The 20,965-nt window shown below is 72.8% G+C and carries 24 protein-coding genes, 1 tRNA gene and 1 pseudogene; 9 read left to right on the top strand and 17 right to left on the bottom strand.

Annotation, left to right across the window (positions count from 1 at the left end):
• Positions 1-15: 15 nt before the first annotated feature.
• The 3 genes from AC5RWQ_RS01610 to AC5RWQ_RS01600 form a co-directional block, all read right to left on the bottom strand.
• Positions 16-627, bottom strand: a complete 612-nt coding sequence (locus AC5RWQ_RS01610) for a hypothetical protein (protein WP_494280937.1) — start codon at positions 625-627, stop codon at positions 16-18.
• A 430-nt stretch (positions 628-1,057) separates the two neighbouring features.
• On the bottom strand, positions 1,058-2,161 hold the full coding sequence (mraY, locus tag AC5RWQ_RS01605) for a phospho-N-acetylmuramoyl-pentapeptide-transferase (protein ID WP_494280936.1): 1,104 nt from the start codon (positions 2,159-2,161) through the stop codon (positions 1,058-1,060).
• 28 nt (positions 2,162-2,189) lie between these two features.
• On the bottom strand, positions 2,190-2,810 hold the full coding sequence (locus tag AC5RWQ_RS01600) for a DinB family protein (protein WP_494280935.1): 621 nt from the start codon (positions 2,808-2,810) through the stop codon (positions 2,190-2,192).
• A gap of 93 nt (positions 2,811-2,903) precedes the next feature.
• On the opposite strand from AC5RWQ_RS01600, the pseudogene AC5RWQ_RS01595 reads away from it, so the two are divergent.
• Positions 2,904-3,293: pseudogene (locus tag AC5RWQ_RS01595) on the top strand (tyrosine-type recombinase/integrase); the annotation flags it as partial.
• Positions 3,294-3,370: 77 nt separating this feature from the next.
• Here the strand turns inward: AC5RWQ_RS01595 and AC5RWQ_RS01590 are convergent.
• Positions 3,371-3,442, bottom strand: a tRNA-Val gene (locus AC5RWQ_RS01590).
• Between the two features lie 71 nt (positions 3,443-3,513).
• On the bottom strand, positions 3,514-4,212 hold the full coding sequence (locus tag AC5RWQ_RS01585; protein ID WP_494280934.1) for a TIGR02611 family protein: 699 nt from the start codon (positions 4,210-4,212) through the stop codon (positions 3,514-3,516).
• Positions 4,213-4,485: 273 nt separating this feature from the next.
• On the opposite strand from AC5RWQ_RS01585, the gene AC5RWQ_RS01580 reads away from it, so the two are divergent.
• A complete protein-coding gene (locus AC5RWQ_RS01580; protein WP_007457244.1) occupies positions 4,486-4,917 on the top strand; it encodes an SsgA family sporulation/cell division regulator in 432 nt (143 codons plus the stop codon).
• A 72-nt stretch (positions 4,918-4,989) separates the two neighbouring features.
• On the opposite strand, the gene AC5RWQ_RS01575 is transcribed toward AC5RWQ_RS01580, so the two are convergent.
• Positions 4,990-5,766 (bottom strand): glucose 1-dehydrogenase, encoded by a 777-nt coding sequence (locus tag AC5RWQ_RS01575; RefSeq protein ID WP_494280933.1) that lies wholly within the window; start codon positions 5,764-5,766, stop codon positions 4,990-4,992.
• A 134-nt stretch (positions 5,767-5,900) separates the two neighbouring features.
• On the opposite strand from AC5RWQ_RS01575, the gene AC5RWQ_RS01570 reads away from it, so the two are divergent.
• Together AC5RWQ_RS01570 and AC5RWQ_RS01565 are read left to right on the top strand one after the other, a co-directional pair.
• A complete protein-coding gene (locus AC5RWQ_RS01570) occupies positions 5,901-6,836 on the top strand; it encodes a helix-turn-helix transcriptional regulator (RefSeq protein WP_494280932.1) in 936 nt (311 codons plus the stop codon).
• Positions 6,837-6,843: 7 nt separating this feature from the next.
• Entirely contained in the window at positions 6,844-7,299 is a 456-nt protein-coding gene (locus AC5RWQ_RS01565; protein ID WP_334485251.1) for an RrF2 family transcriptional regulator, read from the top strand.
• A gap of 1 nt (position 7,300) precedes the next feature.
• Here the strand turns inward: AC5RWQ_RS01565 and AC5RWQ_RS01560 are convergent, their stop codons facing one another.
• From AC5RWQ_RS01560 to AC5RWQ_RS01530, 7 genes are all read right to left on the bottom strand, one after another.
• Positions 7,301-7,912, bottom strand: a complete 612-nt coding sequence (locus AC5RWQ_RS01560) for a malonic semialdehyde reductase (protein WP_494280931.1) — start codon at positions 7,910-7,912, stop codon at positions 7,301-7,303.
• On the bottom strand, positions 7,909-8,472 hold the full coding sequence (locus tag AC5RWQ_RS01555) for a flavin reductase family protein (protein WP_494280930.1): 564 nt from the start codon (positions 8,470-8,472) through the stop codon (positions 7,909-7,911). Before AC5RWQ_RS01555 ends, AC5RWQ_RS01560 begins: the two co-directional genes overlap by 4 nt.
• Positions 8,469-9,806, bottom strand: a complete 1,338-nt coding sequence (locus AC5RWQ_RS01550; RefSeq protein ID WP_494280929.1) for an LLM class flavin-dependent oxidoreductase — start codon at positions 9,804-9,806, stop codon at positions 8,469-8,471. The genes AC5RWQ_RS01555 and AC5RWQ_RS01550 overlap by 4 nt, the downstream gene beginning before the upstream one ends.
• A 12-nt stretch (positions 9,807-9,818) precedes the next feature.
• Entirely contained in the window at positions 9,819-10,679 is an 861-nt protein-coding gene (locus tag AC5RWQ_RS01545; protein WP_494280928.1) for an ABC transporter permease, read from the bottom strand.
• Positions 10,672-11,526: an ABC transporter ATP-binding protein gene (locus tag AC5RWQ_RS01540; protein ID WP_494280927.1), complete on the bottom strand. Its 855-nt coding sequence runs from the start codon at positions 11,524-11,526 to the stop codon at positions 10,672-10,674. Before AC5RWQ_RS01540 ends, AC5RWQ_RS01545 begins: the two co-directional genes overlap by 8 nt.
• Positions 11,523-12,542: an ABC transporter substrate-binding protein gene (locus AC5RWQ_RS01535; RefSeq protein WP_494280926.1), complete on the bottom strand. Its 1,020-nt coding sequence runs from the start codon at positions 12,540-12,542 to the stop codon at positions 11,523-11,525. Before AC5RWQ_RS01535 ends, AC5RWQ_RS01540 begins: the two co-directional genes overlap by 4 nt.
• A gap of 134 nt (positions 12,543-12,676) precedes the next feature.
• On the bottom strand, positions 12,677-12,754 hold the full coding sequence (locus AC5RWQ_RS01530) for a putative leader peptide (protein WP_349881247.1): 78 nt from the start codon (positions 12,752-12,754) through the stop codon (positions 12,677-12,679).
• Between the two features lie 253 nt (positions 12,755-13,007).
• On the opposite strand from AC5RWQ_RS01530, the gene AC5RWQ_RS01525 reads away from it, so the two are divergent.
• On the top strand, positions 13,008-13,187 hold the full coding sequence (locus tag AC5RWQ_RS01525) for a DUF4236 domain-containing protein (RefSeq protein ID WP_208569874.1): 180 nt from the start codon (positions 13,008-13,010) through the stop codon (positions 13,185-13,187).
• Between the two features lie 110 nt (positions 13,188-13,297).
• Positions 13,298-13,819, top strand: coding sequence for a potassium channel family protein (locus AC5RWQ_RS01520; RefSeq protein ID WP_494280925.1), 522 nt, complete (start codon positions 13,298-13,300; stop codon positions 13,817-13,819).
• Here the strand turns inward: AC5RWQ_RS01520 and AC5RWQ_RS01515 are convergent.
• Both AC5RWQ_RS01515 and AC5RWQ_RS01510 read right to left on the bottom strand, forming a co-directional pair.
• On the bottom strand, positions 13,785-14,681 hold the full coding sequence (locus AC5RWQ_RS01515) for a hypothetical protein (protein ID WP_494280924.1): 897 nt from the start codon (positions 14,679-14,681) through the stop codon (positions 13,785-13,787). The genes AC5RWQ_RS01520 and AC5RWQ_RS01515 overlap by 35 nt on opposite strands.
• A gap of 25 nt (positions 14,682-14,706) precedes the next feature.
• Positions 14,707-15,228: a VOC family protein gene (locus AC5RWQ_RS01510; RefSeq protein ID WP_334485271.1), complete on the bottom strand. Its 522-nt coding sequence runs from the start codon at positions 15,226-15,228 to the stop codon at positions 14,707-14,709.
• A gap of 50 nt (positions 15,229-15,278) precedes the next feature.
• Between AC5RWQ_RS01510 and AC5RWQ_RS01505 the strand changes: the two genes are divergently transcribed.
• Entirely contained in the window at positions 15,279-15,740 is a 462-nt protein-coding gene (locus tag AC5RWQ_RS01505; protein WP_494281148.1) for a MarR family winged helix-turn-helix transcriptional regulator, read from the top strand.
• Between the two features lie 57 nt (positions 15,741-15,797).
• Entirely contained in the window at positions 15,798-17,318 is a 1,521-nt protein-coding gene (locus tag AC5RWQ_RS01500) for a tetratricopeptide repeat protein (protein ID WP_494280923.1), read from the top strand.
• A 281-nt stretch (positions 17,319-17,599) separates the two neighbouring features.
• On the opposite strand, the gene AC5RWQ_RS01495 is transcribed toward AC5RWQ_RS01500, so the two are convergent.
• Both AC5RWQ_RS01495 and AC5RWQ_RS01490 read right to left on the bottom strand, forming a co-directional pair.
• Positions 17,600-18,979: an ATP-binding protein gene (locus AC5RWQ_RS01495; protein ID WP_494281147.1), complete on the bottom strand. Its 1,380-nt coding sequence runs from the start codon at positions 18,977-18,979 to the stop codon at positions 17,600-17,602.
• Between the two features lie 41 nt (positions 18,980-19,020).
• Positions 19,021-19,677 carry a response regulator transcription factor gene (locus tag AC5RWQ_RS01490; protein ID WP_494280922.1) on the bottom strand — a complete coding sequence of 219 codons (657 nt, stop codon included), beginning with the start codon at positions 19,675-19,677 and terminating at the stop codon, positions 19,021-19,023.
• A 95-nt stretch (positions 19,678-19,772) separates the two neighbouring features.
• Between AC5RWQ_RS01490 and AC5RWQ_RS01485 the strand changes: the two genes are divergently transcribed.
• A complete protein-coding gene (locus tag AC5RWQ_RS01485; RefSeq protein ID WP_494280921.1) occupies positions 19,773-20,882 on the top strand; it encodes a LolA family protein in 1,110 nt (369 codons plus the stop codon).
• Positions 20,883-20,965 lie beyond the last annotated feature (83 nt).

Below are 20,965 nucleotides of genomic sequence, written 5' to 3'. Positions count from 1 at the left end.
GATACGGCTACTGGTTCAGTTCTCGCGGTTCGGTTCGCCGAGAGCGTCCCACTCCTCAGGTGTGCTGGGAAACGGCTGCCAGTACGGCAGATAGAACGGTCGCCATGTCGGAGTGACCATCGAAAACGACTCCAGTTCCGGGTCCGCGAGCATGCGGTAGACGAACTCCGTCATGGACATGTCGAACCGGTGCCACGGGTGGGGCGGGTCGTGCCGAGCCACCACGGGCCACCGATCAGACTCCACGGAGCGGTCCGCCAGCCAGAAGTACTGACCCCCGGACGAGTCGTGACCCCATTCGATCAGCCCGGACCCCTTGTCGGGCCCGTACAGATCGTGCGGGGCGTACAAGCGCGCGGCGGGATCGTCATGCTCGCTCACCCAACGCCGGCTGGAGTTCCACCACCCGAGCAGCGAAGTCGAATCGTGATCGTCGGTCGGTCGCAGTAGGTCAAGGACACCCATGAACAGGCCCGGCACGAACCGCCGGCACAACTCCTTGAAGTCGCATGGCAGCGTGACGCCGAGCTCGGCCTCCGCCTGCTCCCAGCCGGCACCGCCCTCAGGCTCATGGCACCACCCGGTCACGTCGATGATCCGGTCGATCCACGTCAGCTGATCATTCACGGCCGGCAAAGTAACAGGGCAGGCGGACATCTCCTGGCCTGGTCGTCACCCGCCCGCTGACCGTTGCTGTACTTCACTGCTGTACGACAGCAGAAAGGCCACCTCCCGAAGCCGGGAAGTGGCCTTTGACCTGCGTGGGCGATACTGGGATCGAACCAGTGACCTCTTCGGTGTGAACGTCGATCTCGCCTGTCGCCAGTTCACAGCCGATACCACGTGATGTCGTCGCGTGCGCTCCAGCCGCCGCCCGAGGTCGCCCCGTGATGGATGACGCCAGACCTCTTGCTGACTTCTTGCTGACACAGCGACCGACGGGTCTGGCCGCGACCGGCTTAGGCAATGCTGCTGCCAGACGCTGGCACCCCGGTGGGGAACCAGGCTGCCCGGCGGATCACCGTCGGTGGCACGACACAGGCTTGTCGCGTGGCTTTTATCCAACGACCGCCAAGAAATCCGAGTAGAACAGGCCCAGGCCGACCGCCACGCAGACGCCGGCCACGATCCAGAACCGGACCACAATATTGACCTCGCTCCATCCGGCCAGCTCGAAGTGGTGGTGCAACGGCACCATCCGGAAGACACGTCTACCGGTGGTCCGGAACGAGACGATCTGGATCACCCACGTCGTTGTGATGATGACGAAGAGCCCGCCGATCATGATCGATAGCAGCGTGGTGCGGGTTGCCACCGCGAGCCCGCCGATCAGGGCGCCGAGCCCGAGCGAGCCCACGTCACCCATGAAGATCCGCGCCGGGGACGTGTTCCACCACAGGAAGCCGACGCAGGCGCCGGCCGCCGCCGCCGCGATCATGGCGATCTCCAGGGGATCCCGCACCTGGTAGCAGTAGTCGTTCACGTGGGCGTACGTGTCGTCGGCGCACCAGTGCCGGTACTGCCAAAAGCCGATCAGCGCGTACGCGCCGAGAACCAGGATCGACGCGCCGGTGGCCAGGCCGTCGAGGCCGTCGGTGAGGTTCACGCCGTTCGACATCGCCGTGATCACGAAGACGATGACCATGACCGCGCCGACCTTGCCGACGTTGAGCCAGCTGATGTCGCGGATGAGCGAGATGTGCTCGCTGGCCACGGTCTGGCCGTTGGTGCTCGGCACGTAGAGAGCGGCGATGCCGAACCCGCCGCCGACGATCGCCTGGCCGAGCAGCTTGCCTTTGGCGGACAGTCCGTCGGAGTTGCGCCGGCGCACCTTGAGGAAGTCGTCGAAGAAGCCGACCGCGCCGCAGAAGACGAACAGCCCGAGCAGCACGAGGGCCGTCATGGTCGGGCCCTCCTGCGCGATCTGCCGTTCGGGCAGGGTGGTCAGGGCGATGTGCCCGGCGACGTAGGCGAAGACGGTCGCCACGATGAAGACGACGCCGCCCATCGTGGGCGTGCCCTTCTTGCCCTGGTTGCTGGCAAGCCCGATGGATCGGATCGGCTGGCCGGCCTTGAGCGCGGTGAAGACGCGAATCGCCACCGGCGTGCCGAACAGGGAGATGATGAACGCGACCGCGGCCGCGACGATGACCGCCCTCACGGGCGAACCTCCACGAGATCCGGATTTCTCACGGCGTCCCCACCGCGCCATGCGTGTCGGCTAGCTCGGCATGATGCGAGCCGCCGGCCGCTTCCTGCGCAGCCCGCTCGATCTTCGCCCAGTACCCCTCCCGGGCTGCCGTGTCGATCTGCTCCTCGTACTCAGCCATCACCCCGGTCCGGCCATCGAGCTGCTCACGCAGGATGTCGGCGTGTCCGGCATGCCGGGTGGTCTCCTGAAGGACATGGACCATGATGTTGAACAGCTTGACGTCCGGCCGCGACCACCACGGCACGTGGCCAGGCGCGTCGATGGGAAGCTCTTCGATCGTCGCGTCCGCATGCCCCCAGGCACGCTGATAGAAGTCGATGATCTGCTCGCGGGTCTCGCCCGGGGTCACCCACAGGTCGCTGCCGTCCGCGTCCTGCCATCGCCCTAGCGGCTCCGGGAACGGGCGGCCGAAGACCTCACCGAAATACCAGGCCTCCAGGGTCGCCAAGTGCTTCACCAGGCCAAGGAGGTTGGTCCCCGTCGCTGTCAAGGGACGCCGGACGTCGTACTCGGACAGGCCATCGAGCTTCCAGAGCAGCGCCTGACGTGTCCGCCTGAGCTGGCCGTGCAGATGGCCCTTCGCGAAATCCTCGATCATGGGACACGATCTTGCCATTCCGACGGCAAGCGGAGCGGCCCTGGACCTCACAGCGCCGTGGTTCGTAACTCGCCGACCCGAATCCGACGACGATCCGACGCCACCCTCCCCCTGCCCGATATCTGCCTGGCCGCCTTCAAGCTCAGGCAGCAACAGCGCGACGAGGCTGAAGCAACCGCCGGCAAGGCGTGGCATGAAACCGGCCTCGTATTCACCACTCGCTATGGCACACCCATCGAGCCGCGCAACTTCCAACGCTCCTGGCAGATCAGATGCGAGAAGGCCAACGTCAAGCCGGTCACCGTCCACGACGCAGGAAGAACCTGCGCCACGCTCCTGGCCGACCTCGACGTCCATCCGCGAGTCGCCATGCAGGTGCTGAGGCACGCCCGCTTCTCCGTGACGATGGAGATCTACACGCAGGTATCGACGAAGGCGACCAGAGACGCCCTCAAACGCCTCGGTGCCTCACTCGGCCGCTGACGGAACTGCTGTACAAAGCTGCTGTACGACAGCAGAAAGGCCACCTCCCGAAGCCGGGAAGTGGCCTTTGACCTGCGTGGGCGATACTGGGATCGAACCAGTGACCTCTTCGGTGTGAACGAAGCGCTCTCCCGCTGAGCTAATCGCCCTCAGCGCGCATGACTCTACCTGATCGAGCCACCGGACCAAAAACCCGGGGTCCGCGCGCCTTGAAGAGGCGTCAGTGCGTCGCCAGATAGTGCGCCAACCGCGCCACGAGGTCGATCCCCAGGCTGTACTTGAGCGACAGCCAGACCACCACGGCCACGAAGACGAGGCCGACGGCCCCGAGGATGAAACGCACCCCCAGCGACCGGGTGGTGACCCATCGCGTCCAGGCTTGGACGTGTCGGCGGGTGAAGGCGAGCAGTCGTCGCGCCCAGTGGAACTCCACCGCCCAGATGGCCAGCCCGGCGATCACGATCAGCCAGCCCGGCCCGGGCAGCGGGATGAGCGCGATGCCGACGGTGACCACCAGCGCCCCGGCGATCGAGATGAAGATCTTGAGGGTGATCCGCCCGGTGGGGTTGGACCGGATCAGGTCCAGGGTCGTCCGGACCCGCTTCCGCCAGCCGGACGGTCGCCGCTCGGCCACCGCGACGCCACCGCGTCCGCCGCCCGCCGATCGCGGGCCGGCCTCGCCGCGGGAGGATCCACCGCGACGGAAAGAACCGCCAGGTCCGGAAGGACCGCCGCGGCCCGACGAAGCACCGGTCGGGGCGCCCGACGAACCGGCCGGAGACGCCCCGGACGTCGGCCGTCCGTCCCTGCCGGGCTGATCCATCGGCACGCCGTTCCCCCGCCTTTCGGCTGCTCGGGCCCCTACTTTCGGTGAGTCGGCCGTGCGCCCCGCATCCACTGAGGATCGGTTCGTGACCATTTCACCCCCCAGTGTCGCCCCGGCCCGTCACTCCTGCAGACCACTGGACGTTACCGGAGTAAGTCGACGACTGAGCCACCCGACTTCGGGCGGGATCACGCACTGGGCAGAACCGGAAATCCTACAAGAATCTTCACATTCTCGAGGCCTTTCCGAACCCCTTCCCACCACTGGGTGAAGTCAGCGTATGGCGGAGCGTAGCCAGGAGTAGCACCTGAGTATGGGAAAAGCGGGACACGCGCGTTCCGCAGCGGTGCCGGGGGGAGAACGTCCATGAGTGTCATCCGACCGACGACCGTAGAGGTCGAGACGTCGCTAAGGCTCGTCGCGCCTGACGCCACCGCCTTGCCGGTGCGTGCCAGCCTGCGTTACGACCCTGCTGACCCGTATGCGGTCCATGTCCTGTTCCACGCCGAATCCGCCGGTGGCGAGGCCGTCAGTTGGTCCTTCGCCCGTGAGCTGCTGGTGACCGGTCTCGACGAGCCGGCCGGCATCGGCGACGTCCGGGTGTGGCCGTGGGCCACACCGCGCGGTGACTTCGTCGCGCTGGCACTGTCGTCCCCGGACGGCAACGCCCTGTTCGAGGTGCCGCGCAGCGTGCTCGTGCGCTTCCTGCGCCGGACCTACGTCGTCGTCCCGCGCGGCCGCGAGGCCGAGCACCTGGACGTCGACACGGCGGTGAACCGGCTGCTCGCCGGTCGCTGACCACGCTCGTCGAAGGAGCCGCGCGGATCTGCCGAGTCCGCGCGGCTCCGGCTACCACGCCGGGGTACGCCCTCAGCCGTGCGTCGTGAGCCCACCGTCCACCGGGATCACCGCGCCGGTCAGGTAGGCGCCCGCCCGCGACGCCAGGTAGATCGCCGTGCCGGCCATGTCCTCGGGCCGGCCGATCCGACCCAGCGGGACCTGTCCGGCGATGGCCGCCCTCGACGCCGGGTCGTCCAGCGCGAACGCCATCATCCTGCTCTCGAACGGGCCGGGCGCGATCGCGTTGACCGTGATGTGTTCGCTGGCGAGCTGGTGGGCCAGGGTCCGGGTGAGCATGTGCACGGCCGCCTTGGTGGCCGAGTACGCGTACACCTCCATGAACGGCACCCGGAGGCCGTCGACCGAGCCGATGTTGATCACGCGGGCCGGGTCGTCGGCACCCGCCGCGGCGCGCAGCGCCGGCAGCAGCGCGGTGGTGAGCCGGAAGACGGCCTTGACGTTGATCGCCCAGAGCTTGTCGAACGCGGCCTCGGGATACTGCTCCAGCGGTGCGCCCCAGGTCGCGCCGGCGTTGTTGACCAGCACGTCGAGCCGGTCGGTACGCTCCCGCACGGCAGCGGCGAGCGCCTCGGCGCCGGCGTCGTGGCCGAGGTCGGCCGGGATCGCCTCGCACTGCCCCTCGGCCGACAGCTCCCTGGCCACCGACTCGCAGACGTCGGCCTTGCGGGACGAGATGATCACGCGCGCGCCGGCCTGTACGAAGCCCCGGGCGATCATCAGCCCGATTCCCCGCGACCCTCCGGTGACCAGGACCGTCTTGCCGTCGACCGAGAACAGATCCGTCATGCCCGTCCCATCACCCGCCGAAGCCCTACCGCTCGGTAACCTAGTCTCACCCGCGGAGCCGGACAACCGTGGGCGGGACCGGAGTCCCGTGGCCGGGATGCGACCGACCGGACGTCCGGTTACCGTCGCAGGTGATGGTCCCTTCCGGTCAGCTCTCCCCGGCAACCCGTCCCGACCTGCCCGAAACCGAGATCGACATCCTCGAACTCGGCGACCTCGCCCCGGGCGCGGGGTGGCGTCGACCCGTGCTGCTCGACGCCGACGTGCTCGTGCTGGTCACCGGCGGGCACGGCACCGCGGAACTCGACTTCCGTCCGCTGCCCTGCCGCCCCGGCACGCTGCTGCACGCCGGCCCGGGCCAGGTGCTGCGCTGCACCGCGCAACTCGACGCCACGGTCATCCGGTGGCACGGCGACGCGCTGCGCGGCCTGGACGTCGACCCGGAGTCCGTCCCGGCCCACCACCAGCTCGCCGGCGAGGACGAGGACGCCGTCATCAACGAGGTGAGCCAGCTGATGGTGGACCACCGCCGGCACCGCGCCGACCCGGCCGCGCACCCGCTGCTGCGCCACCAGCTCGCCGTGCTGCTGCTGCGACTGGCCCTGCTCCCCGACCCGTACCGGGACGCCGCCGGGCGCGAGAACAACGGGCGGAACAGCGACGGCGCCGAGTCGCAGCGCGCCGAGCTGATCACCTTCCGCCGGTTCTGCCGGGAGGTCGAGCACGGCTACCAGCAGACCCGCCGGGTCGAGGACTACGCCGCCCGGCTGGGCTGCTCCGTGCGTACCCTGACCCGGGCCTGCCTGGCGGTCACCGGCCGCAGCGCCAAGCAGGTGGTCGACGAGCGGGTCGCGTTGCAGGCCAGCCGGCTGCTCGCGGCGACCGACGAGCCGGTGGCCCGGATCGGTCGCCGGCTCGGCTTCCCCGAGCCGACCAACTTCGGTCGCTTCTTCACCCGGGAGGTCGGGGTCAGCCCCGGGGCGTTCCGCGCGGCCCGCGAGCAACCACTGCCCCGGGTGGTGCGGCCACGCCGGCCCGCCGACCCGCCGGTCGACCCCGGCCGGGCATGATGGCAGGGTGCAGATCTCCGCGCGCGGCGACTACGCGGTGCGGGCGGCGCTGAGCCTCGCCGCCGCGTACCCGTCGCTGCTCTCCACCCAGGCGATCGCCACCGAGCAGGACATGCCTCGCAAGTTCCTGGAGGCCGTCCTGGCCGACCTGCGCCGGGCCGGCGTGGTCCGCGCCCAGCGCGGCGCCGAGGGTGGCTACACCCTGGCCCGCCCGCCGCGCGAGGTCACCGTCGGGACGATCCTGCGTGCCGTGGAGGGCCCGCTGGCCGGGGTACGCGGGCTGCGCCCGGAGGAGACCCGGTACGAGGGCTCTGCCGAGAACCTGCCCCGGCTCTGGGTCGCCGTCCGGGCGGCCGTCCGGCAGGTGCTCGACGAGGTCAGCCTCGCCGAGATCCTCAGCGGCCGGATGCCCGCCCACGTACGACGGTTGACGGCGCTGCCGGACGCCTGGGAGCCGCGCTGAGTCACACCGTCCGGATCACCTCCTCCGCGGCGAGCCGAGGCAGCCGGTCGTGCCAGGCGTCCGGCCCCGGGCGGCCGACGTTCACCAACAGCAGCACCTCGTGCCGGCCGTCGGGGAAGAACTCCCGTCGCACGCCGGCCGCGTCGAAGCCGGCCATCGGCCCGGCGGCCAGCCCGGCGGCGCGCACCCCGATCAGGAAGTAGCCAATCTGGAGGGTGGCATTGAACCGGGCCTGGGTGACCCGCTCGGCCCGGTCGGCCAGCCAGTCCCGGGCCTGCGGCCGGTGCGGGAACAGCTCGGGCAGCCGCTCGTGGAAATCGACGTCCGCGGCGAGCACCGCCACCAGCGGCGCGCCCGCCGTCTTGACCCGGTTCCCGCTGGACACGTATGGCAGCAGCCGTCGCCGGGCCGCCGCCGAGCGGACCAGCAGCACCCGCAGCGGCTGACCGTTGAGCGCGGTCGGCCCGTACCGGACCAGGTCGTGGACGGCGGCCAGCTGCGCGTCGTCGACCGGCTCGTCGGTGAAGGTGTTCGCCGTCCGGGCCGCCCGGAACAGCAGGTCCTGGGCGGCCGGATCGAGGGCGAGCAGGTCGGTCGCGGGCGCGGCCGTCACCGGGCCGCCTCGGCGACGCCACCGGTGGTGGTGTAGCCGCCCCGGTGGTGGACGAGCGGGTCGCCGTCCTCCCCCGGGCCGAGCGCCAGCGGCTCGGCGATGACCAGGGTGTGGTCCCCGGCCGGCACCCGGTGCACCACCCGGCAGAGCAGCCGGGCCAGCACCCCGTCGAGCAGTGGCAGCCCGAACGGCCCCGGCGTCCACCCCGGGTACGCGGCGAACCGGTCGATGCCGCTGGTGGCGAAGACCCGGGCCGCCTCCTGCTGGCCGGCGCCGAGCAGGTGCACCGCGACGTGTTCGGCGCGGGCCAGCACCGGCCAGCTCGACGAGGTCACGCCGAGGCAGAACGAGACCAGCGGCGGGTCCAGCGAGACCGAGGTGAACGAGGTTGCGGTGAAGCCCGCCCGGACCGGGGCGCCGACCCCGCCGAGGCAGGCCGGGTCGGTGCCCCGGGCCACCGCGGTGACCACGGTGACGGTGGACGCCTGCCGGCGCAGCAGGGTCCGGAACAGATCCCGGTCCACCGGCAGCAGGTCGGTGGGACGTTCCACGGTGGTCACGTCGTCACCAGCTCCCGCTCGGCGGCGTACCCGCTGGCGGGGCGGGGCAGGCCGTAGTGCTCGCGCAGGGTCCGACCGGTGTACTCGTGGCGGAACAGGCCGCGCCGGCGCAGCAGCGGCACCACGTGGTCGACGAACGCCTCCAGGCCGCTGGGCAGCAGCGGCGGCATGACGTTGAAGCCGTCGGCGGCGCCCTCGGTGAACCAGAGCTCGATCTGGTCGGCGATCTGCTCGGGGGTGCCGGCGATCACCCGGTGGCCGCGCCCGCCGCCGAGCCGGCCGATCAGCTGCCGGATGGTCAACTTCTCCCGCCGGGCCAGGTCGACGACGAGCTGGTAGCGGCTCTGGTGGGCCTGCACGCTGGTGGCATCGGGCAGGTCGGGCAGCGGGCCGTCCAGCGGCAGGCTGGTGAGGTCCACCCCGGTCATCCCGGACAGTTGGGCGAGGGCGTGCTCGGGCACGATCAGCGCCTCCAGTTCGTCGGCGAGGGCCTGCGCCTCCGCCTCCGTACCCCCGATCACCGGGGCGATGCCCGGCAGCACCTTGACCAGTTCGGAGTCGCGGCCGGCGGCGGCGGTCGCCCGCTTGAGCTCGGCGTAGAACGCCTGCCCGTCGGCGAGGGTCTGCTGCGCGGTGAAGACGGCCTCGGCGTACCGGGCGGCGAAGGCGATGCCGTCGACGGACGAGCCGGCCTGCACCAGCAGCGGCCGGCCCTGCGGCGGGCGGGGCGTGTTCAGCGGGCCGCGGACCGTGAAGTGCCCGCCGGCGTGGGCGACCTCGTGCACCCGGTCGGTGTCGGCGAAGACCCCGGCGGCGGCGTCGAGGACCAGCGCGTCGTCCTCCCAGCTGTCCCAGAGCTTCACCGCGACGTCGACGAACTCGGCGGCCCGGCGGTAACGGTCGGCGTGCGACGGGTGGTCGTCGAGGTTGAAGTTCCACGCCTCCCGCGACTGGGCGGAGGTGACGATGTTCCAGCCGGCCCGGCCGCCGCTGAGGTGGTCCAGCGAGGCGAACTTGCGGGCGACGTTGAACGGCTCGTTGTAGGTGGTGGAGACGGTGGCGATCAGACCGATGTGCTCGGTGGCGGTGGCCAGCGCGGCGAGCAGGGTCAGCGGCTCGAAGACGGCCTGGATGTTGTGCCGGACGTTCGGCCCGACGGCGAGCCCGTCGGCCAGGAAGACCGAGTCGAGGGTGCCGCGTTCGGCGATCCGGGCCAGCTCCTGGAAGTGCCGGACGTCGGCGACCCGCCGGGGGTCGGTGCGCGGGTGCCGCCAGGCCGCCTCGTGGTGGCCGACGCCCATCAGGAAGGCGTTCAGGTGCAGGGTGCGGGACATAAGGGGTTCCTCTCAGGCGGAGACGTCGACGCGCCAGGTGGAGAAGCGGCGTTCCACGGCGACCAGGAGCTGGTTGACCACGAGGCCGATGGCGGAGATGGTGATGATCCCGGCGTACATGTCGGGGATCGCGAAGTTGTACTGCGCGTAGTTGACGAGGTAGCCGAGCCCGGCCTTCGCGCCGACCATCTCGGCGGCGACCAGCACCAGGATCGAGTACGCCCCGGCGAGCCGGACGCCGGTGAAGACGGTGGGCACCGCCGCCGGCAGGATCACCTTCTGGAACAGCCGCAGGTGGTTCAGCCCCATCGAACGGGCCGAGCGCACCAGCAGCGGGTCGACGCCCTTCACCCCGGCGATGGTGTTCAGCAGGATCGGCCAGGAGCAGGCGTAGAGCACCAGGGCGATCTTGGAGGTCTCGCCGAGGCCGAGGATCAGCACGAAGACCGGCAGCAGGGCCAGGGCGGCGGTGTTGCGGAACACCTCCAGCAGCGGGCTGAGCAGCTCCGCCAGGGGGCGGTACCAACCGATCAGCAGCCCGAGCGGGATGGCGGTGAGCACGGCCAGCCCGAGCCCGGTCAGCGACCGGGTGAGGCTGGCGCCGACGTGCTCGGCGAGCTGCCCGCTGGTGAGCAGCGCCCACCAGGCCACCAGCACCTCGGACAGCGGCGGCAGGAAGACCCGGTCGACCAGCCCGGCCCGGGGCGCGGTCTCCCAGACGGCGGCCAGGGCCAGCAGCGCGGCACTGCGGTGCAGCGCCCGGCCGCCGAGACCGAGCAGCCGGCCGGGCAGGGTGGGCGCGGCGACGGCCGTCGCCGGTGGCGCGGCGGGCGGGGCCGCCAGCCGGGCGGGACGTTCGGCGATGTCAACCAACTCGGGCCTCCTGTCGGCGAGCCGCCGGGGTGGCGGCGGGGCGTTCGGCGGACTGGGCGGCGCGGACCTCGTCGCGCAGCAGCGTCCAGATCTCGTGCCGGTGGTGCCGGAACGCGTCGGAGGAGCGGACATCCTCGGCCTCACCCCGGTCCCCCAGCTCGATGTCGATGACCTGCTTGATCCGCCCCGGGCGCGAGGTCATCACGGCGACTCGGCGGCCGAGGTAGACGGCCTCGTCGATGCCGTGGGTGATGAACACGATGGTCTTGCCGGTGGCCTGCCAGATCCGTACCAGCTCGTCCTGGAGCGAGTCGCGGGTCTGCGCGTCGAGCGCCGCGAACGGCTCGTCCATCAGCAGGATGTCCGGGTCGTACGCGAGGCTGCGGGCGATGGCGACGCGCTGCTTCATGCCACCGGAGAGCTCGTGCGGGTAGCGCTCGGCGAACCCGCTCAGCCCGACCAGCTCCAGGTGGTGGGCGACCAGGTCGGCCCGCTGGGCGCGGGGCACCCCCTTGGCCTCCAGTCCGAACGCGACATTGCCGGCGGCGGTGCGCCAGGGCAGCAGGGCGTACTGCTGGAAGACGATGCCCCGGTCGAGGCCGGGCCCGCTGACCGGGCGGCCGTCGACCAGCACCTGCCCGGAGGTGGGCCGGGAGAGCCCGCCGAGCAGGTCCAGCAGGGTGGACTTGCCGCAGCCGCTCGGGCCGACGACGACCAGGAACTCGCCGGGGCGTACCCCGAGGGTCAGCTGGTCCAGCGCGGTGACCGTGCCGGCGGACGCGCGCCGGCCGCCGCGGACGTCGAAGGTCTTGGTCACCCGGTCGAAGAGGACCTTGTCGCCGGTCATGCCGCACCGCCACCGGAGGCGAAGGGGTTGTACTGGTTGGTGTAGATGTCACCGGGCTTCGGCTTGTCGCCCTTGAGCTCGCCGGCGTCGGCCAGCCAGTCGATCCAGGTGGCGAACTCCCGGTCGGTGATCACGCCGCCCTTTCCGGCGACGCCGGTGGATTTCCAGTACCGCACCAGGGACGGGTCCTCGTTGCGGCCGCGCTTGGCGATGATCTGCTCCAGCCGGGCGACCACGGTCTCCCGGGGCTGGCTACGGGCCCACTCGATCGCCTTGCCGACCCCACCCACGAATGTCTTCACCGTCTGCGGGTTGCGCTTGATGAAGTCGTCGCGGAAGACGTACGCGCCGGCGCTGAACGCGCCGAGCAGCTCGTGGTCGGTGAAGATGGTGCGGACGCCGCCGTTGGCGACCGCCTTGTCGCGGATGACGCCGCCGAGCACCGCGACATCGATCTGCTTCGCCCGCAGCGACTGCTCGGTGTTGACCGGGGGCAGCGCGACCAGCTCGACCCTGGCGATCTCGGCCGGGGTGAGGCCGCCCTTGACCAGCCAGGTCTTCAGCACCGCCTCGGCGTGCGCGCCGAGGGTGTTCATCCCGACCTTCTTCCCGATCAGGTCGCGCGGCGTCCTGATCGGGCTGTCCTGCAGCACGTAGTAGCCCTGGAAGGTCTGCGCGTCGGAGCCGTAGTAGCTGACCACGGCGGTGATCGGGGCTCCTGCCGTGGCGAGCTTGACGATCGCACCGTTGAACGCGCCACCGAAGTCGCTCTGCCCGGTGGCGGTGGCCTGGATGTCGGCCGGACCGCCGGTGACGTTGCCGATCCAGTTGAGCTTGACGTCGCCGAGGTAGCCGAGGTCGGCGGCGAGTTCGGGAAGGGTGACCTGGCCGACCGAGCCCTGGTAGCGCAGCTGCTTGGTCTGGCCGGAGGCTTCGGCGTCCGCGCCGCAGGCGGTGGCGGCGCCGAGGGTGAGCAGGGCCGCGAGGGCGGCGACGGTACGACGGAATGGGGACATGGCGGTCTCCTGATCTGTGCACGAACCGCGCCCGGGGCGCGGGGGGTACGCCGACGCGCGCCACCGGGCCGTCGTGGGCGGGGCGTGGTCTGCGCGGAGAAGGTGAGGTGTGGAAGACGGCGGAGCGCGTCAGCTCAACAGAGTGCGCTCGCGTGCCGGACCAGGTCGACGTGCACGCGAGCGGTGAGGAGAAGCTCATCCCGCTGCGACATGAGCCCATGCTGCCGGCCGGCGGGCGCCCCGGTCAACGGCCTTCCAGAACATGGGATGCGCGTCGCTGGCTTTGTTACATCCCTTGCTGAGCTGGGTTTACCTGCCCGCAACACCTACCGGCTCAATGGGGATTGAGGGGCGTCGCCGCGCACCGTCCAGAGCGGAACGGAGGCAGGTTTCGTAATTCCTCGATCCGGGCATGTTCGATCACGACAGAGCAGGGCAGTAGAGGGAATGCGAAGGGAGCCCACGATGGGTCTGATGTTCCGCAAGCGCAAGAAGTACGGGCCGATCATCCTGAACTTCACCGAGAACGGCTTCTCCTCCTGGAGCATCAAGATCGGTCGCTGGTCCTGGAACTCCAAGGCCAAGGCGCACCGGGTCGACCTGCCGGGGCCCCTCTCCTGGAAGCAGGACAAGTCCCGGGCATGACGTCCCGAGGTCGAGCGGGGTGCCGGTGAATCACCGGCACCCCGCTCGGCGTTCCGGCCCGGTTCGGCGTTCGGCCTGGGACGGCCGCGTTCCCGGCGCAGAATCGCGGCATGGGTGGGGACGGGTTCTGGCGTCGGGAGCGGCGGCGCGCGGCGATCGGATGCCTCCTGCTGCTCCTCGCCTACTTCCTGGTCCCGGTGGAGCCGGACCCGAACGGGCCGCGGCTGGTCCTGCGCTCGGTCGGCACGCTGCTGCTGGTGCTCACCGTCGCCGTGCTGGTCACCGGCCAGGTACGTCGACAGCGCACCGCCGCGGCACCCACCGGCGACGCGGAGGCCCGCTCGCTGGTCCGGCTGACGGTGGCCCTGGTCGCCGGAGTGGTCACCTTCGCCCTCGCCGACTACGTGGTGGCGAACACCCGGCCAGACCAGTTCGCGAACCTGGACACCCGGGTCGACGCGCTCTACTTCTCGCTGGCCACCCTGACCACCATCGGCTACGGCGACGTGCACGCCCGGGGGCAGGTCGCCCGGGTGGTGGTCTGCGCGCAGATGCTGTTCAGCATCGGGGTGATCGCCACCGGGGCGTCCATCCTGGTCAGGCAGCTGACGGGCCGCCCGGGGCGGCGCTGATCAGCACGTCGCCGCCGAGCCGGCCGTGCTCCGGCTCCCGGGTCACCGCACCCGAGGTCAGCAGGGTGCTCAGCGCACGGACGGTGTCGGCGGCCCGGTAGGCGGTCGCGGTCAGGGTGTGCCGGCGCAGCTCGGTGACCGTACGGGGGCCGGAGCGGGCCAGCTCGGCCAGCAGCTCGCGGCGCAGCGGCCCGGGCTCGGGGTGCAACGCGATGTCGAGCAGCCCGCCGGCCGGGTCGGCCGGGTCCCGGTAGCGGACCCCGGCGAACTCGTCGGCGTCCCAGAGGGCGTCCTTGAACGCCTCCAGGCTCCGGTCGAGGCGGGTGCCGTAGGCGACCACCCGGCCGGCGCCGCCGTCGGCGGGTACCAGCTCGACCTCGGTGACCAGCGGGAACCCGGCCGCGTCGAGGGCCGGACGCAGCGTCGCCGGGGCGGGCGCGACGGCCAGCACCTCGGCCGGGCGACCGGTGGCGGCGGCGTCCAGCACCGCCGGGTCGGGGACGACCCCGTCGACGACGGTCAGCAGCGGCGCCCCGGCCGCCCCGGCGGCCTTCAGCGCGACGGGCAGCCGGGCCGGGTCGCCGGGAACCAGGTGCACGGCGACGTCGGCGGGCAGGGTCGCCTCGACCGCGCCGAGTCGGGCCGGCAGGTCGGCGCCGCCGGCCAGCACCAGCACGGTGAGCCGCCGCCCGCGCAGCCGGTCGGCGAACTCGGCCACCACCCGCAGGGCCGCCTCGGCGGTGGCGGGCTCCCCGGCGTAGGCCAGGGCGAGGGTGGCCCGCCGGGAGCGCTGCAACGCCCCCGGCAACCAGTGGTCGAGCTGGCGGACGAGCAGCTCACGCAGGACGGCGTCGGTCGACATCCTGCCGTTGTACCAGTAGGGCCGCTCAGGCCGGGATGGAGATCCCCACACCGCCGCGGGTCTGGCCGCCGTAGCGCCGGCGCTCCCGGTCGAGGTCGAGCGGGCCGATCCGCTTGCGGGCGGCGAGAGCGGCCTCGTCGAGCAGGTCGGCGGGGACGAGCCAGACCACCTCGAACTCCAGCCCGTCCGGGTCCTGCCCGTAGAGGCTCTTGGTGGTGCCGTGGTCGGAGCTGCCGACCAGGCCACCGGCGGCGGCGAGCCGCTCGGCGGTGGCGGCCAGCTCGTCGAGGGTGTCGACCTCCCAGGCCAGGTGGTAGAGGCCGACGGTGGCGCGACCGGCGGTCGACCGGCCGGCGGCGGCGCCGATCTCGAAGAGGCCGAGGTCGTGGTCGTTGGTCGAGTCGGGCGCCTGCAGGAAGGCGGCGCCACGGAAGCCGTCCGGGGTCATCGACACCGGGCGGAAGCCGAGCACGTCACGGTAGAACGCGACGCTGCGGTCGAGGTTGCTCACGTAGAGGACGGCGTGGTTCAGGCGGTGGATTCCCATGCGACCCACGGTAGCGCGGTTTGGTTGAACGCTCAACCATTTCCGGTATGATGGTCGTCATGACCCGGTGGCTGGACCCCGACGAGCAACAGACCTGGCGCTCCTACCTGACCGCCTCCCGCGCCCTGATGGAGACCCTCGACCGCGAGCTGCAACGCGACGCGGGGATGCCGCACGCGTACTACGAGATCCTGGTCCGGCTCTCCGAGGCCACCGACCGGCGGCTGCGGATGAGCGACCTGGCCGACGCCACCGGCTCCTCGCGCAGCCGGCTCTCGCACGCCGCCGCCCGGCTGGAGGCCGCCGGCTGGATCCGCCGCGAGGAATGCCCCACCGACCGGCGCGGGCAGCTCGCCGTCCTCACCGACGCCGGCTTCGCGGCGCTCGCCGCCGCCGCGCCCGGCCACGTCGAGGGGGTACGCCGCCACCTGTTCGACGCGCTCAGCCCGGCCCAGGTCGACCAGCTGCGCCGGATCAGCGAAACGCTCGCCGCCCACCTGACCAGTTCTTGACCAACTTGCTCCCGGGCAAGGGTTGTACATACCGTCGCCGGACGAGCACGATGGGGCGTGTCCTCTGGCTTCGGTGAACTCACTGTCCAGGCGCACCAGCTGGTGTCCGCCGGTGACCTGGCCGGCGCGCAGCGGCTGCTCTCCGACGCGCTGACCGATGCCGACCCCCGCCCGGACCACGCCTCCCCCGAGCTGGCCGACGCCGCCGGGCTCCAGGCCCGGGTGCTGGTCGCGCTCGGCGAACCGCACTCCGCCCGAGGCTGGGCCGCCTTCGCGTACGCGGCCGCCAACCGCCTGTACGGCCGCTCCGACGAACGCACCATCTCCGCCGCGGCCACCCTCGCCGCAGTGCTGCACCGGGTCGGCAGCGAGGCCCGGGCCGCCCGGCTCTACTCCGAGGTGATCCTGGAGCTGACCGCCCGGGACGGCCCCGAGTCGGTGCGGGTGCTCGCCGCCCACGCCGACCTGGCCACCGTCGAGTACGCCCGCGGCCAGTGCGTCCAGGCGCGGGAACGCCTCCAGGACGCCTGGGAGCTGCACCGCGAGGTCTACGGCGACGGGCACCCCAGCGGCATCAAGATGCTCGCCCGGCTCGGCGCGATGCAGCGCGACTGCGGCCGGTTCGGCGAGGCGCACGACACCCTCGCGCTCGCCCGCGAACTGGCCGCCGACCACCTGGCCGCCGACGACCCGCTGGCCCGCCAGGTCGCCGCGCTGGCCCGGGGCGCCGCCGACCCCGACCACGTGTGCGACGACGAGCAAGGGCCGGAGCACGACGGGCCGGTGGTGCCGGCCGCCCGTACTCCGCCGCCGGCCGAGGGCCCGCCGGAGCCGCCGGTCTGGCCGGTCGCGACGCCGGCCGCCGACGAGCCCCACCCGCCGACCGTGCCCGGCCAGCGGCTCCCGCCCGACGACACGTACCCGGAGGACACCGACTGGTGGCCGCCGGAACCCGCGCCCGAGCCGACCCCGCACGACCCGGTCCCGCCCTCGGTGGTCGGCCTGGCCGGCGGGTACGCCGACGAGGCCGACGGGGTCCGCCGGGTCGGGCAGCCGGATTCGTCCCGGCTGCTGCCGGTGCTGGTGCCCGGGCACCACGCTCCCCCACCCCGCCGGATCCGGGCCGCGCCGGCGGTCGTCGCCGGGGTGGTCGTGGTGCTGCTCGGCGCCGTCGCGGTGATCGCCGGGGTGTCCCAGGTGGACGGCACCGGGGATGGCCCCGCCGCACCCGCCTCCCCGAGCGCGTCCACCGCGTGGTCCGGGTCGCCCGCCGCGCCGAGCGCGTCGTCGCCCGTCGCAGCCTCGCCCGGCACCCCGCCGGGCGCGGTCAGCCTCCGCGACCGCCGCGACAACATCGCGCTGAGCTGGACGTACCCGGCCGGCGCCGAGGGGCCGGTGGTGATCGCGGGCGGCCGCGCCGACCAGGATCCGCGCGCCTTCCAGGAGCTGCCCGCCGGGACGACCAACTTCGTCGTCTACGGCCTCGACGGGACCACCGACTACTGCTTCACGGTCGCGGTGGCCTGGTCCACCGACACGGTCGCCCGGGCCAACCGGGTCTGCACCAAGCGCCGCTGACCCCACGTCCCCATTGGCCGGTCGGCCGGTTGCCCGGTCCTGGCCCGCGTCCTGCCGTGGTCGTCGGGGCCCTTAGGCGGTGGGTCCGCTCATCGACGGTGGCCGCGAGCGGGGGCGGCCACGGGGGACATCACCGCTTCGGCGTGTCGAGGCCCGGGGCCGCATGTCCCGGTCGGCGATATGACTCCGCGTCATAGATATGACGCAGCGTCATATCGCTCTTCAGCGCATCGCTGTCCGGAAGCGCCTCGGATGTGCCGCCGCCGCTCGGCCCGCGCGGGTCAGCCCGGATCGGGCAGCGCCGGGAGCCGTAGCCGAACGGCCAGGCCGGGCCCGGCGTCGGACAGCTCGATTGTCCCGCCGGCCCGGCGGACCAGCTCCCGCACGATGGCCAGCCCCAGGCCGGCGCCGCCGGCGTCGCGGGCCCGCCCCTCGTCCAGCCGGGTGAACCGCTCGAAGACCCGCTCCCGGTCCGTTGCCGGGATGCCCGGCCCGTCGTCGGTCACCGTCACCAGGTGGTACGCCCCACCCGGGCCGGCCGCGTCGCTTCCGGCGGCAGGGCGGACCGCGAGCACGACCCGGGAGCGAGCGTGCCGGACGGCGTTGTCCACCAGATTGGCCAGCACCCGGCGCAGCTCCTCCGGGTGGCCGACGCTCCACACCGGGCCCGGCGCCGGGATCACCGACACCGGCGGGGACGGGTAGCGGGCGGCTACCTCGCCGAGCAGCCCGCCCAGCTCCACCGGCTCGCCGGCGGACGTGCCGGGCCCGCCCGTCGGCGTGGCTGGCGCGGACGGCTGCTCGTCCAGGCGGGCCAGCAGGAGCAGGTCGTCGACGAGCCGACCCAGCCGCTCGGTGTCGGCGAGCAGGTCGGTGGCGACCGCCGGCCAGTCGGTCCGGTCCGCCAGCCGCTGCGCCACCTCCAGCTCCGTGCGCATGTTGGTCAGCGGGCTGCGCAGCTCGTGCGCGGCGTCGGCGAGGAACGCCCGCTGCCGGGCCCGGGCCGCCTCCAACCGGTCGAGCATGTCGTTGAGGGTGACCGCCAGCCGGTGGATCTCGTCCCGGGCCGGCGGCACCGGCAACCGGGCGTCCGCGCCCCGGCCGGTGATCTCCGCCGCGCCGCTGCGCAGCGCCTCCACCGGGCGCAGGGTCGCCCCGACGACCCGCCAGGCCACCGCCGCAAGCAGCGCCACCAGCAGCGGGAAGGCCACCAGCAGCACCGTCCGGGCCGCCCGCACCGCGTGCGCGACGTCCTCGGTCGACCGGCCGACCAGGACCGTCAGCGGCTCAGTGGGCGTGCCGGCCGGGACGGCCACCACCCGCACCGGTCCCGGCAGGCCGAGGCGCTGCCCCGGGACGACGGTACGCCGCCGGTCGCCCCCGCCGAGCTGGTCCGGGCGGACCATCGGCACCAGCCGGTCGGCGTCGATCGAGGCGGCCCGGATCCGCCCCGACGCGTCCACCACCTGCACCCGTAGCTGCCCACCGGCCACCGGCAGCGGATCCGGCAGGGCGTCCTCGGCGGCCAGCCGGGCCACCGCGTCGGCGGTCCGGAACGCCTCGTCGTCGACGTTGCGTTGCAGCGTCCAGCCGAGCGCCACCAGCAGCACCACCCCGCCGAGGGCCAGCCCCACGCTGAGCCCCGCCACCCCGAGCGCCATCAGCCGGACGCGCAGCCCGAGCGACGGCCAGCCGGGGCGGCTCACGTCGCCAGCCGGTAACCGGCGCCCCGGACCGTCTCCAACCGGTCCCGGCCGATCTTGCGGCGCAGGTAGCCGACGTACACCTCGACCGCGTTCGGCGCGGTCCGCATCCCGCCGTCCCAGACGTGGTCGAGCAGCTCGGTCTTGGAGACCACCTCACCGGGGCGGCGGATCAGGTAGTCGAGCAGGGCGTACTCGCGGGCGGTCAGGACGACCTCCACGTCGGCCCGGGTGACCCGCCGGCGGGCCGGGTCGAGGCGCAGGTCGCCGACGGTGAGCACGGTCGGGCGCTCCGGCGCGCCCCGGCGCAGCAGCGCCCGCAGCCGGGCCAGCAGGACGACGTACGAGAAGGGCTTGGTCAGGTAGTCGTCGGCCCCGCAGTCCAGCCCGTCGGCCTGGTCGTACTCGCCGTCCTTGGCCGACAGCATCAGCACCGGCAACCAGCGCTCCTCGGCGCGCAGCCGGCGGACCACCTCGTAGCCCGAAAGGCCGGGGAGCATCACGTCGAGGATCATCGCGTCGTACCCGCCGTGCCGGGCGGCGTCCAGCCCGGAGGGACCCGTGGACGCGGTGTCCACCACGAACCCCTCCGCCGTCAGGCCGCGTTGCAGGGCGGCCGCCAACCGGGACTCGTCCTCCACCACCAGCACCCGCACGCCCACAAGCGTGCCACCCCGGCGCCGCCGGCCGGTCTGGCGTCCTCAGCACGTTCACAGCACCTTCCGGGCAGGATGGGCGCAGGAGGTGCGTCATGTCCGTACTGAAGAGCCGTCCCGCGCTGCGTTGGCTGGTGCCGCTGGCCGCGGCCGTCACCGTCGTCGGAGGCGGCGTGGCGGTGGGCACGTTCGCCGCCAACGCCGAACCCGCGCTGCCGCCGCGCAGCGCCGCCCAACTCCTGGTCGACGTGCAGACCGCCCGGCTGGACGGGCTCTCCGGCACCGTGGTGCAGCGCGCCGACCTGGGGCTGCCGCCGATCGCCGGCCTGGTCGGCGGCGATCTGACCAAGCTGCTGACCGGCACGCACACCCTGCGGGTCTGGCACTCCGGCCCGGACCGGCAGCGGGTCGCGCTGCTCGACACCCTCGGCGAGCGGGACGTGATCCGCGCCGGCCGGGACGTCTGGACCTGGGACAGCCGGGCCAACACCGCCAGCCACCGCACCCTGCCGGAGTCGGCGGGCCGCGCGCCGGCGGCGGAGCTGCCGGCCACCCCGCAGGAGGCCGCCAACCGGGCGCTGGCCGCGATCGACCCGAGCACCGTGGTCACCACCGGTCGCACCGCCACGGTCGCCGGGCGGGACGCGTACGAGCTGGTGCTCACCCCGCGCGACGAGGCGTCCCTGGTGCATCAGGTGCGGATCGCCATCGACGCCACCGAGCACATCCCGCTCCGCTTCGAGGTGCTCGCCGACGGCGCCGACCAGCCGGCCTTCGAGGTGGCGTTCACCCAGGTCGACTTCCGCCGGCCGGACGCCGACCAGTTCGCCTTCAACCCGCCGCCCGGGGTGAAGGTCACCGAGGAGCGGGCCGACGCGCCGGCGGGTGACGGGCAGCGGGCCGCGCAGCACCGGCCGGACGGCGCGGACGTGCGTACCGTCGGCGAGGGCTGGACCACCGTGGTGGTGGCCCGCACGGACGCGACCGCCCCGCGCGAGGAGAAGCCGACCGCCGCGGACGGCACCGGTGGACCCGACGCGGCCCAGCTCGGGAGCCTGCTGAACGGGCTGCCGAAGGTCAGCGGCGACTGGGGCAGCGGCCGGCTGCTGACCGGGAAGCTGTTCAGCGTGCTGCTCACCGACGACGGCCGGCTGCTGGCCGGGGCGGTGACGCCCGAGCGGCTCTACCAGGCCGCGCGCGGCTGACCCACCGCGACAGCGCAGGGGGTCCGGGCCGGCGGAAGCCGGTGCGGGCCCCCGTTCGCGTGCCCGGAGTCGGCGCGGCGGTG

It is taken from the genome of Micromonospora sp. BS32 (genome assembly GCF_059089345.1).
Note: the sequence above shows the minus strand (reverse complement) of the source record. Positions and strands in the feature narration are given on the sequence as shown.

Coding starts and splice junctions, on each gene's coding strand:
- AC5RWQ_RS01510 (WP_334485271.1), bottom strand. CDS start 15,228: ATGGGAATCCACCGCCTGAACCACGCCGTCCTCTACGTGAGCAACCTC.
- AC5RWQ_RS01585 (WP_494280934.1), bottom strand. CDS start 4,212: ATGGTCACGAACCGATCCTCAGTGGATGCGGGGCGCACGGCCGACTCA.
- AC5RWQ_RS01540 (WP_494280927.1), bottom strand. CDS start 11,526: ATGACCGGCGACAAGGTCCTCTTCGACCGGGTGACCAAGACCTTCGAC.
- AC5RWQ_RS01530 (WP_349881247.1), bottom strand. CDS start 12,754: ATGTCGCAGCGGGATGAGCTTCTCCTCACCGCTCGCGTGCACGTCGAC.
- AC5RWQ_RS01580 (WP_007457244.1), top strand. CDS start 4,486: ATGAGTGTCATCCGACCGACGACCGTAGAGGTCGAGACGTCGCTAAGG.
- AC5RWQ_RS01600 (WP_494280935.1), bottom strand. CDS start 2,810: ATGATCGAGGATTTCGCGAAGGGCCATCTGCACGGCCAGCTCAGGCGG.
- AC5RWQ_RS01535 (WP_494280926.1), bottom strand. CDS start 12,542: ATGTCCCCATTCCGTCGTACCGTCGCCGCCCTCGCGGCCCTGCTCACC.
- AC5RWQ_RS01525 (WP_208569874.1), top strand. CDS start 13,008: ATGGGTCTGATGTTCCGCAAGCGCAAGAAGTACGGGCCGATCATCCTG.
- AC5RWQ_RS01515 (WP_494280924.1), bottom strand. CDS start 14,681: ATGTCGACCGACGCCGTCCTGCGTGAGCTGCTCGTCCGCCAGCTCGAC.
- AC5RWQ_RS01520 (WP_494280925.1), top strand. CDS start 13,298: ATGGGTGGGGACGGGTTCTGGCGTCGGGAGCGGCGGCGCGCGGCGATC.
- AC5RWQ_RS01575 (WP_494280933.1), bottom strand. CDS start 5,766: ATGACGGATCTGTTCTCGGTCGACGGCAAGACGGTCCTGGTCACCGGA.
- AC5RWQ_RS01570 (WP_494280932.1), top strand. CDS start 5,901: ATGGTCCCTTCCGGTCAGCTCTCCCCGGCAACCCGTCCCGACCTGCCC.
- AC5RWQ_RS01495 (WP_494281147.1), bottom strand. CDS start 18,979: ATGGCGCTCGGGGTGGCGGGGCTCAGCGTGGGGCTGGCCCTCGGCGGG.
- AC5RWQ_RS01485 (WP_494280921.1), top strand. CDS start 19,773: ATGTCCGTACTGAAGAGCCGTCCCGCGCTGCGTTGGCTGGTGCCGCTG.
- AC5RWQ_RS01505 (WP_494281148.1), top strand. CDS start 15,279: ATGGTCGTCATGACCCGGTGGCTGGACCCCGACGAGCAACAGACCTGG.
- AC5RWQ_RS01550 (WP_494280929.1), bottom strand. CDS start 9,806: ATGTCCCGCACCCTGCACCTGAACGCCTTCCTGATGGGCGTCGGCCAC.